The sequence below is a fragment of the Archangium violaceum genome (assembly GCF_016887565.1).
GTDB classification, from domain to species: domain Bacteria; phylum Myxococcota; class Myxococcia; order Myxococcales; family Myxococcaceae; genus Archangium; species Archangium violaceum_B.
Genome location: NZ_CP069396.1, coordinates 1,973,803 through 1,986,859 on the forward strand (window position 1 = coordinate 1,973,803; position 13,057 = coordinate 1,986,859).

Consider the following 13,057-nt stretch of genomic DNA (forward strand, 5'->3'; position numbering starts at 1 on the left):
CTGAGGGCCCTGGGGTCCTTGAGGGCCCTGGGGTCCCTTGGGCCCTTCCGCGCACGCGCCCAGAACACTCCCGACCATCAGCGTGAGCAGCACTCCGCGGATGCACTTCTTCGCGTCTTCGTTCATGAGGGCGCGCACACTAAACGGGGCTCCAGGAGTGCTGGAACCCCGAAGGGTGTCTCGCGGCCCGCCGCTACTTGTACTCCACCGTCAGGACGGCTCCGGCTCCCTCTGAGAGGAACAGATAGGCCGTGCCACTTTGACTCTGTGTGAATTGGAGTCGGGCCTGCGTCTTGCCCGTCTTGCTGATGGCGGCGAGTCCCGAGGCGTTGAAGTCCGTGGAGCTCTGGGCGCCGGTGGTGAACTTGACGAGGTTCGCCACGCTGGTGGCGGTGGCCGCGGCGGCCCAGTCGGTGGTCTCGGTGGCGGCGGTGCCGAACGTCCCGTTCTTCAGGTCGAGGGTCAGCGTGTTGGGGGTGGGGTCCGCCCAGGGGTCACCCGAAGCGGAGGACAGCGTCACCTTGAGCGAGGCCCGGACGAGCGTGGCGGTGTCCGGAAGGGAGGAGGTGTCGAACGAGAAGAAGGAGCGGTTGTGCTTGGCATCCGAGCCCTTGCCGAGGGCGGGGGTGCTGAAGGTGCCCACCGCCGCGGAGCTTCCGTCCGCGTTCGCCTTCACGTACCCGTCATCCGCCGTGATGCTGTTGAACGTGACGATCGTCGTCGCGCCGGCGGCGCCGTTGCTCACGCTCACCGAGGTGTCGTTGTCCGTGCTCACGTTGTTCGCGGCGTCATAGGCCTTGGCCATGAGCGAGTGTGCGCCGTTGGCCGCGCCCGCCGTGTTCCAGGTGAAGACGTAGGGAGCCGCCGTGTCGGTGCTGGCCAGCGAGCCGTTCACGTAGAACTCGACCTTCGTCACGCCGGCCGTGTCCGAGGCGCTCGCCGTCACGTCGACAGTGCCGCTGACGGTGGCGGCGTTGGCCGGAGCGGTCACGTTGATGGAGGGAGCCGCCGTGTCGAACGAGGTGCTCGGCGGGCCGATGGTGATGCCATCCACCCATGCCTTCGCCCGGGTGATGTTCGAGCCGCTGTCCGTCGCCGTGACGACGAACTTCAGGATGACGTTGCGGTTGGCGTAGGCGGAGAGGTCGATGTCCGCGCGCTGCGTCCAGTTGGACTCGGAGATGGTGCCCAGACCGCTCTTCGTCACCGAGTCCACCACGTGGTCGGTGCCGTCGTTGACGACGACGCGGAAGGCCGCGGACGCGGAGGTGTTGGCGCCGGAGAGGTCCAGCTTGCGCCAGTAGGTCAGCCGCGGGTTGGCCGTCAGCGCCACCGCGACGCTCGCGGTGCGGGTGACGGTGTTGAAGGCCGGCGTGGCGGAGCCCAGGATGGACTTGCTCCCCGTCATGCCCGTCTGATCGCTGGCATCCAGCGCCCACTCGGTGAGGCTCCAGCCCGCGTTGTCGGGGCCGTTGTTGGAGAAGCGCTCGGTGAAGCGCACCGAGCCCTGGTCCACCGTCACCGAGACCGCACCGGAGAGCGCGGTGTTGCCCGCGGCGTCCGAGGCCCGGGCCTGGAGGGTGTGGAGGCCGGTGGCGTAGGACGTGGTGTTCCAGCTGTACTGGTAGGGCCCGGCCTGCTGCGCTGGCACGCCCTGGCCCACCACGGTGCCGTCGATGAGGAACTCGACCTTCGTCACCCCGATGTCATCCGACGCGGTGGCGGCGAGGTTGATGGCCCCGGCCACGGTGGCACCGGCGGTGGGGAAGGTGATGGCCACGGTGGGCGGCGAGGTGTCCGAGATGCCGCCCGTCACGGTGACGGAGACGGTGCTGGAGGTCGCCGTGTTGCCCGAGGTGTCATGGGCCCTGGCCACCAGGGTATGGGTGCCATTGGTCGCCGCCGCGGTGTTCCAGCTGTACTCGAAGGGCGACGCCGTGTCGGTGCCGACCAGGGTGTTGTCGATGGAGAACTCGACCTTGGAGACGCCCACGTTGTCCGTGGCGTTGGCGGTCACCTTCACCGTGCCGCTCACGGAGGCGCCGTTGGCCGGCGCGGAGAGGCTGACGGTGGGGGCCACCGTGTCCGAGTTGTCGAGCCCGAAGAACTTCGCCACGTACCAGGTGGAGCAGATGTCCGTGTCGAGCACGAAGGCGCCCGCGGTGCCGCACGCCACGCTGGTGCCGGGGAACTTGTAGGCCGGGTCGACCGCCGTGCCGTGCCCCATGCCGGTGATGGCGTAGGTCTCCACCAGCGCGGTGCCCGCGGCGTTCTTGTAGACCTTGTGCGGGTAGCCGGCGACCGTCTCGCTGACATCCGCCGTCATGTCGATGCCGTGCACCGACGTCCACTGCTCGAGCGCCTCCGTCTGGTTGGTGTTCTTCACGGTGTAGTCCGACGTGCCGTGCCAGATGGAGATCTTCGGATAGGGGCCGGTGTAGCCGGCGTACGCGTTGCGGACCAGGTCCCCCCACTGCTGGGGCGTCTTGTCCGTGCCCGGGCTCATGCAGGAGAAGGCATTGGTCATCGTGGTCGCGCACTTGTACGGGATGCCCGCCATGATGGCGGCCCCGGAGAAGACGTCCGGGTAGACCGCGGCCATGACGTGCGTCATCGCGGCTCCCGCCGACAGGCCGGTGACGAAGACGCGGCTCGCGTCGATGGCGTGGTCGGTCTTCATCTTGTCGACCATCTGCTTGATGGAGAGCGCTTCGCCCTGCCCGCGCGCGATGTCCCCCGGCTCGAACCAGTTGAAGCAGGTGTTCTGGTTGTTGGCGCTCAGCTGCTCCGGGTAGAGCACGTAGAACTTGAGCTGATCGGCCAGGGCGTTCCAGCCCGTGAGGGTATAGCCGTCCGCCGTCTGGGTGCACCCGTGCATCGCCACCACCAGCGGGGCGTTGGCGGGCACGTTGGCCGGCACGTACTTCCACATCCTCAGGTTGCCGGGGTTGGTCCCGAAGCTCGTCACCTGCGTCAGACTGCTGCGCGTCGTCCCCAAGGGAGGCGACTCTTCTGGTGGCGGTAGCCCCTCGCATCCGAAGACCGCCAGAGCGAGAAGTGCTCCCACGACTCCGTCGAAACGTCGTTTCTGCATGGTGTCCTCCCTGGAAAGGGGAGGTAATGCCTTATCACAAGTCTTTGAATTCCTCTTATCCAGCTCTGTGAAAGGGAATGGACCCGTGTCTGACGCGCAATGTCAAAGCGGTGGCCGCGAGGGGGCGCGGACATGAATCTATCATCAAGTAAACATGAATCTGACGTCAGGTGGAGGGAGGGGGCATGACGCGCAATGTCAAACCCGGAGGGGCCTTGCGGACATGAACCTGACATCATGTAAACATGAATCTGGCATCAGGTGGCGCTAGGATGCCGCCGCCGCCCGTGAGGGCCGGCCTCCGGGAAGTGCCGCCCGCCTCGGGTGGGGTCGGCACTCCCGTCTTCCCTTACCCCCCAGGAGTCACCTCATGAGGATGTCCAAGCACTCCCTCCGCCTCTACGCGACCGGCCTCTCCGCCTGTGCGCTGCTCGCGTGCGGCAAGCCCGGCACGCCGAACACTCCTGGCACCGGCGGCGATGAGGATCCGGTGGTGACGGTGGAGGGCTGCCGCGAGCAGCTCGCCTCCCGCCAGGAGGAGCTGCGCGCGGAGAACGTGGACGTGGCCAGCTGGTCCATCGACGACGCGCCCCAGATGGCGGATCCCGGCCTCACGGAGCGACAGATCCCCGACACGCACAGGCAGTACGACGGCAAGTACCGCCCGCTGACCAACCACCCGGGCTGCTCCACGGCGGACCTCTATTACGACAAGTCGAACACCCGCGAGCTCAACCCCAAGACGCCGACGCCCTACATCGACGGGAACAACGACGGCAAGTGGACCGATCGCAACGACTACGGCGGCCCCAACAAGGCTCCCAGCCACATCGACGGGGACGTGGCGAAGATCGACGGCTACCCCTGCGCCGCCAAGCAGTACACGCAGCCCAACCCGGACACCTCCAAGCCCATCGTCATCCTCGTGCACGGCAACTCCACCCGGCCGCACACCTGGGAGCGCTTCCTCCTGCCGCCAGGCACGCAGATCAGCGCCACCACGGAGAAGGTCTCCATCTCGCCGGACACGGAGGTGAGGGAGCAGCTCGCCGAGAGCCTCATCGCCGCACGCTACCAGGTGCTCGCCGTGGACTTCCGCACGGACCTGGTCGCGACCGTGGACCCCTCCGGCCTGGGCGCCGGTGAGAACGCGGCCGGCAACATCGACCACGGCTGGGCCACCCCCATCCTCCAGTCCCTCGTCAAGGCGGTGATGAAGAACAACCCGGGCCGGAAGGTCGCGCTGGTGGGCCACTCGCTGGGCGTGACGGTGGTGCGCGATGCGCTGCGCCGGCTGTACGTGGAGCACACCAAGGGCGTGGCCGGTGCCATCAACCCCTTCCCGCAGCTGAGCCACGTCATCCTCGGCTCGGGCGCCAACCACGGCGTGTCCACCTATGACGCCGGGCTGTGCACCAACAACTTCACCATGCGCGGCACCATCGTCTGCGAGATGGGCAGCCGCTCCAACTACGTGCAGACGAACTTCCACAAGCCGCTCAACGGCCCCAAGGACCTGTTCGCCACCCCGTGCGCCGACGGGGACTATGCCTTCGGGAAGACGGGCCAGTGTGGTGGCAACGTGGTGAAGTACTTCACCATCACCATGACGGACATCACCCAGGGCTCCAACTACCAGGACTTCTACGTGTCCGAGTCGGCCTCGCGCATCGACATGCCGGGGTGCGTGGTCAACAAGCTGACGACGCTCAGCGACTACGACACCAGCGGCTACTTCAACAAGGGCTTCATCGCCAACCACTTCGGCTCCCTGCGCTCCTCGGCGGGTCTGAGGCTCGCCATGAACTACCTGGCGCGCTAGCCGTCGGTCCTGTCATCCCCCTCCCGCCGCCCGCGACCGTGGCTGCCGTGCGCGGGCGGCGCTCCCCCTTCCGAGCGCGGCCGAAGTGAGACTCCTTTCCCCATGAATCCGTCCTTCCCCACCGCGCCCCGCCTGGCGCGTGCGTGCACGCTGGCGTCCGCCCTGCTCGCGGCCCCGGTCCTGGCGCAGACCGCCGAGGCCCCCGCTCCGGCCTCCTCCGATGCCCCCATCGCGCAGGCCCCCGCGGTGGCTCCGGCCCCGCCCGCCGTCACCGCTCCCGAGAAGCCGGACCCCACGCTCAAGCAGGACGCGGAGACGCTGGTGGTGAGCGCGCCGACGCCCGCGACCCGGCCCCTCTTCGCCCTGGGCAGCGAGACGTACTTCATCAGCCCGGTGCTCTCCATCGCGGGCGGCATCCAGTCGGAGACCCTGCGCGTCAACCCCAACCCCGAGAAGGAGGGCCGCATCACCACGGTGGCCCTCGCGCGCTTCGGGGCGGAGGGCCGGCTGGGCCCCTACGTCACCTTCCGCAGCGAGTTCGAGCGCAACATCCGCAGCCACGGCTCGGGCATCTGGGAAGGCACGGCCTCCATGTCCGTGCGCGACCAGGTGCTGCGCCTGCAGCGCTGGGGCGCCACGGTGGAGGCCGGCATCATCCTGGACCCGGCGAGCGTGGACTTCTTCTCCGCGCACACCGGTGACGTGCTGCTCGCGGACAAGTACACGCGCGACCCCCTGCTCTACAGCGGCTTCAACCGCGGCCAGGGCGTGCAGGCGCGCTACTCGCGCTGGGGCTTCACCGCCGGCCTGAGCTACACCGAGGCCAACCCGCTCAGCTCCTCGGCGTCCTTCATGGTGGGTGGCTCCTTCGGCGGCAACGGCCGCTTCTGGGAGCGGCCCCTGGGCAACTTCCGCAATGGCCAGCCGGATGACGACATCCACTTCCGCGTCATCAGCCCCTCGCTCTCCTACGAGCACCCCTGGTTCGAGGCCAGGGCCATGGCCCAGGTGCTCGACATCAACTACCAGGTCAACTCCACCCAGGATCCGCCCATCCAGGGCTACAACCTGCGTGGCAACGTGAAGCTCAAGCTCAAGGGCATGGTGCCGTCGCTGCCCTTCGAGGTGACGCCCTTCTTCAACGTGGCGCGCGTGGAGAACGACGTCGTCAACTCGGCCGCGGGGTACGGCAACCAGCTGCTGGAGACGCCCTTCGACGCGCTCACCCTCTCCGCCGGCCTGGACGTCTTCATCTCCGGCAGGTCGGGCGTGGGCTTCAGCTATACGCGCGTGGCGGACCACACCCCGTCCTTCATTCCCGCCGCGGGCGGCAACCCCGCCAGCGAGGCCCTGCTCGGCACGCGCAACTCGTACCTGAACGTGGGCGCGACCTGGTGGATGTTCGACCAGGTGGCCCTGGGCGCGCGCGTGGCCACCTACGCGCGGGAGATCGACGGCAAGCCCGAGCTCGAGGAGCGCGACCTGTCGGCCTTCCTCACCCTGCGGATGGTTCTGTGAAAGGCACGGCCATGGGAGAGCTGACTGGGAAGTGCGCGCTCGTCACGGGCGCCGCGAGTGGTATCGGCCGCGCGGTGGCGGAAGACCTGGGCGCGCGTGGGGCCCGGGTGCTGGTGTCGGACCTGGACGCGGCGGGAGCGAGCGCCGTGGCGGCGGGGATTCCCGGGGCCATCGCGCAGCGGGCGGACGTGTCCTCGCGCGAGGACTGCCGGGCGCTGGTGGACCGGGCGCAGCGGGAGTGGGAGCGGCTGGACATCCTGGTGAACAACGCCGGCCTTCAGCACGTGGCGCCGGTGGAGGAGTTCCCGGAGGACCGCTGGGAGCAGATGATCCGCATCATGCTGGTGGGGCCCTTCCTGCTGACGAAGTACGCCCTGCCGTTGATGTACGCGCGCAAGTGGGGACGCATCATCAACGTCTCCTCGCTGCACGGGCTGGTGGCGTCGCCGTACAAGTCGGCCTACATCTCGGCGAAGCACGGCCTGATGGGGCTGACGAAGACGGTGGCGCTCGAGGCGGCGGACAAGGGCGTGACGGTCAACGCCATCTGCCCCAGCTACGTGCGCACGCCGCTGGTGGAGAAGCAGATCGCCGACCAGGCCCGGGTCAACGGCATCACCGAGACCGAGGTCATCGAGCGCATCATGCTGGCCCCGGCGGCGGTGAAGCGCCTGCTGGAGCCGAGCGAGGTGGCCGCCTACGTGGCCTTCCTGTGTTCGGAGGCCGCGGGCGGCATCACCGGGGCCGCCCAGGTGATGGACTGCGGCTGGACGGCCCGCTGACGTCTCAAGCCACTTCGCGCTTGCCCTCGGTCCCCGCGGCGCCGTTCGCGGGGGCCGGGACGGGTGTCTCGGAGAGCTTCTCGCGGAACGTCTCGGCGGAGAGGTACACGGAGACGAGGGTGACGAGCGCCAGGCCCACCATGTAGAGCGACACGGGCCACGCCTTGCCGCCGGACTCCGTCAGCAGCCAGGTGGCGACGAGGGGCGAGAGGCCGCCGGCGAACACCGAGGCGAGCTGGTAGCCCAGCGACGCGCCGCTGTAGCGCACGCGCGTGCCGAAGAGCTCGGAGAAGAAGCTGGCCTGGGGTCCGTACATGGCGGCGTGGGCGATGATGCCCAGCGTGATGGCCAGCACGATGAGGCCCGTCTCCTTGGTGTCGATGAGCCAGAAGAAGGGGAAGGCCAGCAGCGCGCACCCCACGGCGCCACCGAGGTAGACGGGGCGGCGGCCGAACACATCCGACAGGGCACCGAACGCGGGAATGGCCACCAGGTGGATGGCGGTGGCCGCGAGCACCCCGTTGAGCATGGTGGAGCGCTCCAGCCCGAGCTGCCCCGTGCCGTAGGTGAGCACGAACGTGGTGACGATGTAGAAGAAGCCGTTCTCCGCGAAGCGCGCGCCCATGGCGAGGAGGATCTGCCTGGGGTACTTGCGCAGCGCCTCGAGCGCGGGGAGCTTCGGGCTCGCGCTGGAGGCCTTCTCCGCGGCCTTGTGCGCCTGGAAGGCGGGGGACTCGGCGACGCTCATGCGGATGAAGACGCCGATGCCGATGAGCACCGCGCTGAAGAGGAAGGGCACGCGCCAGCCCCAGGAGAGGAACTGCTCCTCGTTGCGGGAGAAGACGGAGAACACGCCGTTGGCCACCAGCAGGCCCGCGGGCGCGCCCATCTGCGGCCAGCTCCCGTAGAAGCCTCGCCGGTGGCTGGGGGCGTGCTCCACCGCCATGAGCACCGCTCCGCCCCACTCTCCGCCCAGCCCGAAGCCCTGCAGCACGCGCATCAGCACCAGCAGGATGGGCGCCCAGACGCCAATGCTGTCATAGGTGGGCAGCAGCCCGATGGCGAAGGTGGCCGCGCCCATGATCATCAGCGTGGCGCTCAGCATGGACTTGCGCCCGAGCTTGTCGCCGAAGTGGCCGAAGATGACGCCGCCGAGCGGACGCGCCACGAAGCCCACCGCGAAGGTGGCGAACGCGGCCAGCGTGCCCACCAGCGGGTCGAACGAGGGGAAGAAGAGGCGGTTGAAGACGAGCGCCGCCGCCGTTCCATAGAGGAAGAAGTCGTACCACTCCACGGCCGTGCCGATGAAGCTCGCGGCGGCCACCTTCCAGATGGATGTCTCCAGGGACTGCTCGGGCGGCCGGGCCGTGTTGGGAGGCGTCACGGTGTCTTCTCTCTTGGGGGTGATGGTGGAGTCGCAGCATCGCCGCTTCACCCGCGGGAGGACAATGGTCCTCCCACGGGGAGCGGAGACAGCGGCTCAGTAGGCGTTGGCGGCGACGTCCGCGCGCACCTTGCCGACGATGCCTTCCCAGTTGCCGTTGCCGGAGTGGCTGTAGGCCTCGCCATCATCCCGGAACTTCACCGAGTGGTAGGACCACTTGGCCCGGCCGTCGCTGCACGCGCTGGTGCCCGTGTTCAGCGTGCCGCCGCAGAACCAGTCGCCCGGGTTGCAGTAGGAGCCGCCGGAGGAGCCGGAGACGCCACCGGTGGTGTGGTAGGCCACGGCCTCGTCATCCTGGCCGGGGAGGATGCCGGAGTAGGCCGTGCCCTTGGAGCCCGCGAAGTTGTAGAACCACACCGCGCGCGTGGTGTTGTGGTTGTACATGGCGCGCGCCGTGGTGGTGACCAGGTCGGTCACGATGGGGTCGCCCACCGCCCAGTCGCCGTGGTCGGCCAGCTCGCTGCCGCCGCTGGCGCCCGAGGCCACGTCCACCCACTTGATGTTCCAGCCCGTCTGGGTGGTGCCGTCGGTGTTGCCACACACGCCGCTGGAGTTGGGCGTGGCGTTCTTCTTGTAGCGCGCCGAGCCGCCGTACAGCGCCAGCGTGTAGCCGATCTGCAGGTCACCCGCGCTGTGCACGGCGATGTAGCACCAGTTGGTGCCGGTGCAGAAGCAGTCGAGCGCGTTGCGGACGTAGGCGTTCTGCGAGCCGATGCTCTGCGAGCCGTTCCAGTTGACGGCCTTCTTGTTCACGCCGGCCGCGGCGGTGCTCGGGCCCCAGTTGGAGAAGTCGGCGTAGTTGCCGATCTGCGTTCCACCGCCGTTCTTGCCGTGGATCCACAGTGTGTAGTTGGTGGCCGATGCCTCCGGTGCGGCGAGGAGGGCGGCGGTTGCCGCCGCGAGGACGGCCGTGCGGACGGATGCGCTCATGGGGGGGTGCTCCCTGTGATGGGGGGGTGATGCCCGCCCGGTTTCCGGGCGGGCAAGGGAGCACGCTACACCAGGATTTCCCGCAAAACAGCGCCCTGTTCTCAAAACATGACAAACAGAGAACGGGGCGTCCTCAAGGCTCGCGGCCGAGCGCGCGTGCCAGCTCCGTGCGCGCGGTGGCCAGGTTGTAGGCGGCCTGGACGCGCTGGACGCCGGCGTTGGTGGCGGACAGCTGCGCGTCGGACAACTCGATGATGTTGCCCACGCCCGCCTTGTAGCGGCCCTCGGCCAGACGCAGCCGCTCGCGGGCATTGGTCAGCGCCTCCTCCGCGGCCGTCACGCTCTCGTTCGCGGCCGTCACCGACAGCTGTGCGCGCTCCACCTCCAGGCGCACCTGCTGCCGCAATGCGTCACGCTGGGCCTGGATGCTGGTGAGGTTGGCCTGCTGCTCGCGCACCTGGGCGCGGGTGAGGCCGCCCTGGAATATCTGCCAGCTCAGCCCCACCTGCCCGGTCAAGCCCCAGTTCAGGTTCGCCGGGTTGGTGCCCGAGTCCGTCGCCGACACCGAGGCGGAGAAGCTCGGCCAGTAGTTGGCGCGCGTGGCGGAGATCTGCAGCTCCTGGGCGCGGAGCTGGTGCTCGCTCGCGCTCAGGTCCGGCCGGTTCTGGAACGCGAGGTCCACCAGGGCCTCGACGGACTGGTCCTCGCCCTCCACGGCGCCCACCACCTCCTCCTGGAGGGTGTAGTGGGTGGTGCCCTCGAGACCCATGGCCTGGTTGAGCTGGGCCTTGCTGGTGGCGGCGTTGTTGCGCGCCTGGATGAGCTGCACCTGGGCGTTGGCCACCGCCGTGCGCTGCTGCAGCAGGTCGATCTCCGGCTTGTTGCCCACCTGCACCTGGGCCTGGGCCTGCGCGAGGTGCGCCTTCTCGTTCTCCAGCGTCTCCTGGGCCACCTGCACCAGACCCTGCTGCGCCAGGGCGTTGAAGTAGACGGTCTGCACGTTGGCCAGCACGTCGAGCAACGTCTGGGCCTCGGTGGCTCCCTGGGCCTCGGCGGACTGCTGCGAGGCACGCCACCGGCCGGTGGTGCGGCCGAAGTCCCAGATGAGCTGGTTGACCGAGGCGCTCAGGTTGAGTCCCTCGCGGCTGATGAAACCGGAGGAGGTGGTCGGCAGGCCGTCGTCGCCGTCGCTGTCGCGCAGGGAGCGCTGGTAGGTGGCGCTGGCGCCCACCTGGGGCAGCAGCGAGGAGAAGTTCTGGTCCACGCGGGCGTTGGCCGCGGAGGTGTTGGCCTGGGCCTGGCGCAGCTGGGGCTGCCGCTCGCGGGCGGTGCGCAGCGCGTCCTTCAAGGTGAGCACGCGCTGGGGCTGGGCCTGGGCAGGTGCCGGAGCCTGGGTAGGGACCAGGGCCGGAGCCTGGGCGTATGCCGGCGCGGTGGCCAGCAGGGGAAGGGCGAGGAAGGGGAAGAGGGGACGCATCACTCGTACCTCAGGGCGTCGATGGGATCGAGCTGGCTTGCCTTGCGCGCCGGATAGAGGCCGAAGCCCACCCCGACGAGCGCGCTGAAGCCGAGCGCCAGCACGATGACGTCCGGCCGTATCAGCAGGGGCCACTGGAACTGGGAGGCGAGGAAGCGGGCCACGCCGATGCCCGCCGCCGCGCCGATGAGTCCTCCGAGGAGCGAGAGCGTCAGCGCCTCGATGAGGAACTGGGCGAGGATGTCCTGGGGCCTGGCGCCCACCGCCACGCGCACGCCGATCTCCCGGGTGCGCTCGGTGACGCTCACCAACATGATGTTCATGATGCCGATGCCGCCCACCACCAGGGACACGGCGGCGATGGAGGCCAGCAGCAGGCTGAGCGTCTCGGTGCTCTGCTGCCGGCTGTTGGCCAGCTCGGACAGGTCCCGGATGTCGAAGTCGTTGGTGGCGTCCTCGGCCAGCCGGTGCCGCTCGCGCAGCAGCGTGGTGACGTCCTGCTGGGCCTTCGCGGTGCCGGCGGTGGCATCGGCCTGCACGTAGATGATGCCGGTGATGAACTTGCCCAGGCTCTGGGACTGCACCTGCCGCTGGAAGGTCGTGGCGGGGACGAGGATGCTGTCGTCGTAGTCCTGCCCCATGGGGGACTGGCCCTTGCGCGCCGTCATCCCGATGATGGTGAAGGGCGTCTTCTTGATGCGGATGACCTGGCCCACCGGGTCGAAGCCCGCGCCGTAGAGCTTCTCCACCACCGTCTGGCCGATGACGGCCACCTTGGCACCGGCCTCCACGTCCGCCTCGGTGAAGCGCCGGCCCCGGGCGATGGTCCAGCCGCGCACGTCGAAGAAGTCGGGCGTGGTGCCCGTCACGTTCGTCGTCCAGTTCTGGTCCTCGGAGAACACCTGGGTGTTGGTGCGCATCTCGGGGGCGGCGGCATGCACGCTCGACACCTGCGTGCGGATGGCCTCCAGGTCGTCCCAGGTGATGCTGGGCTGGCTGCCGAAGCCTCCCCGCGCGCCTCCCGAGTTGTTGGAGCCGGGCATGACGATGAGCAGGTTGGTGCCCATGGAGTCGAACACCTTCTGGACGCTGGCGCGCGCGCCATCGCCAATGGCCACCATGGCGATGACAGCGCCCACGCCGATGATGATGCCCAGGGCGGTGAGGAAGGAGCGCATCTTGCTGCGCAGCAGCGAGCGCACCGCCAGCATCATCGTTTCCAGGATGTTCATGACACGGCCTCCTCGAGCGGGGGCACTTCCGCGGGGACCGGCTGCTGACGCCGGTCCGAGATGATGCGCCCGTCCTTCACCACCACCACGCGCCCGGCGTACCCGGCGATGTCCGGCTCGTGCGTCACCAGCACGAGCGTGATGCCCTCCTGGCGCAGCTCCTGGAAGAGCGCCATCACCTCGATGCTGGTGCGCGAGTCCAGGTTGCCCGTGGGCTCGTCGGCGAGGATGACGCGCGGCCGGCTCACCAGGGCCCGGGCGATGGCCACGCGCTGCTGCTGTCCACCCGACAGCTGGCGCGGGTGGTGGTCCAGGCGGGCGCCCAGGCCCACCCGCTCGAGCGCCTCGCGCGAGCGCCTGCGCCGCTCGCGCGCGGGCACCCCGGCGTAGAGCATGGGCAGCTCCACGTTCTCCAGGGCGGTGGTGCGCGCCAGCAGGTTGAAGCTCTGGAAGACGAAGCCCAGGGTGCGGTTGCGCACCAGGGCCAGGCCGGAGCGGTCCAGGCGCGACACGTCCTGGCCATCCAGCAGGTACTGGCCCGCGGTGGGCCGGTCCAGGCATCCCAGGATGTTCATCAGCGTGGACTTGCCCGAGCCGCTCGAGCCCATGATGGCCACGAACTCGCCGGCCTCCACGTCGAAGTCCACGCCCCGCAGGGCCGCCACCTCCACGTCACCCGTCTTGTAGATCTTGCTCACGCCCCGTAGCGCGATGAGCGGCGTCTGCTCTTGATTCCCGTCCATGGTGCGCCTCTCCAC

Annotated in this window: 9 protein-coding genes; 3 read left to right on the plus strand and 6 right to left on the minus strand. The window is 69.0% G+C overall.

Annotated features, from left to right (window positions below; genetic code table 11):
- Positions 1–193: 193 nt before the first annotated feature.
- The gene (locus JRI60_RS08355) at positions 194–3,094 is read right to left on the minus strand and encodes an extracellular catalytic domain type 1 short-chain-length polyhydroxyalkanoate depolymerase (RefSeq protein WP_239470413.1); all 2,901 of its coding nucleotides are present in this window, start codon (positions 3,092–3,094) and stop codon (positions 194–196) included.
- 370 nt (positions 3,095–3,464) lie between these two features.
- Here JRI60_RS08355 and JRI60_RS08360 point away from each other — a divergent pair, with 370 nt between their 5' ends.
- The 3 genes from JRI60_RS08360 (at position 3,465) to JRI60_RS08370 (ending at position 7,216) form a co-directional block, all read left to right on the plus strand.
- Positions 3,465–4,916, plus strand: coding sequence for an esterase/lipase family protein (locus tag JRI60_RS08360; protein ID WP_204225319.1), 1,452 nt, complete (start codon positions 3,465–3,467; stop codon positions 4,914–4,916).
- Positions 4,917–5,018: 102 nt separating this feature from the next.
- On the plus strand, positions 5,019–6,434 hold the full coding sequence (locus tag JRI60_RS08365) for a hypothetical protein (protein ID WP_204225320.1): 1,416 nt from the start codon (positions 5,019–5,021) through the stop codon (positions 6,432–6,434).
- Between the two features lie 11 nt (positions 6,435–6,445).
- Complete coding sequence (locus JRI60_RS08370; protein ID WP_204225321.1) at positions 6,446–7,216, plus strand: 3-hydroxybutyrate dehydrogenase; 771 nt, start codon at positions 6,446–6,448, stop codon at positions 7,214–7,216.
- A 4-nt stretch (positions 7,217–7,220) separates the two neighbouring features.
- Here JRI60_RS08370 and JRI60_RS08375 read toward each other — a convergent pair whose 3' ends face one another.
- The 5 genes from JRI60_RS08375 to JRI60_RS08395 all read right to left on the minus strand — a co-directional run bounded on the left by JRI60_RS08375 (position 7,221) and on the right by JRI60_RS08395 (position 13,042).
- Positions 7,221–8,600 (minus strand): MFS transporter, encoded by a 1,380-nt coding sequence (locus JRI60_RS08375; RefSeq protein WP_239470414.1) that lies wholly within the window; start codon positions 8,598–8,600, stop codon positions 7,221–7,223.
- Between the two features lie 96 nt (positions 8,601–8,696).
- The gene (locus tag JRI60_RS08380; protein WP_204225322.1) at positions 8,697–9,590 is read right to left on the minus strand and encodes a hypothetical protein; all 894 of its coding nucleotides are present in this window, start codon (positions 9,588–9,590) and stop codon (positions 8,697–8,699) included.
- Positions 9,591–9,723: 133 nt separating this feature from the next.
- Positions 9,724–11,067 carry a TolC family protein gene (locus tag JRI60_RS08385; RefSeq protein WP_204225323.1) on the minus strand — a complete coding sequence of 448 codons (1,344 nt, stop codon included), beginning with the start codon at positions 11,065–11,067 and terminating at the stop codon, positions 9,724–9,726.
- Entirely contained in the window at positions 11,067–12,299 is a 1,233-nt protein-coding gene (locus JRI60_RS08390) for an ABC transporter permease (protein ID WP_204225324.1), read from the minus strand. Before JRI60_RS08390 ends, JRI60_RS08385 begins: the two co-directional genes overlap by 1 nt.
- Positions 12,296–13,042 (minus strand): ABC transporter ATP-binding protein, encoded by a 747-nt coding sequence (locus tag JRI60_RS08395; RefSeq protein ID WP_204225325.1) that lies wholly within the window; start codon positions 13,040–13,042, stop codon positions 12,296–12,298. The genes JRI60_RS08390 and JRI60_RS08395 overlap by 4 nt, the downstream gene beginning before the upstream one ends.
- Between the last annotated feature and the right edge of the window lie 15 nt (positions 13,043–13,057).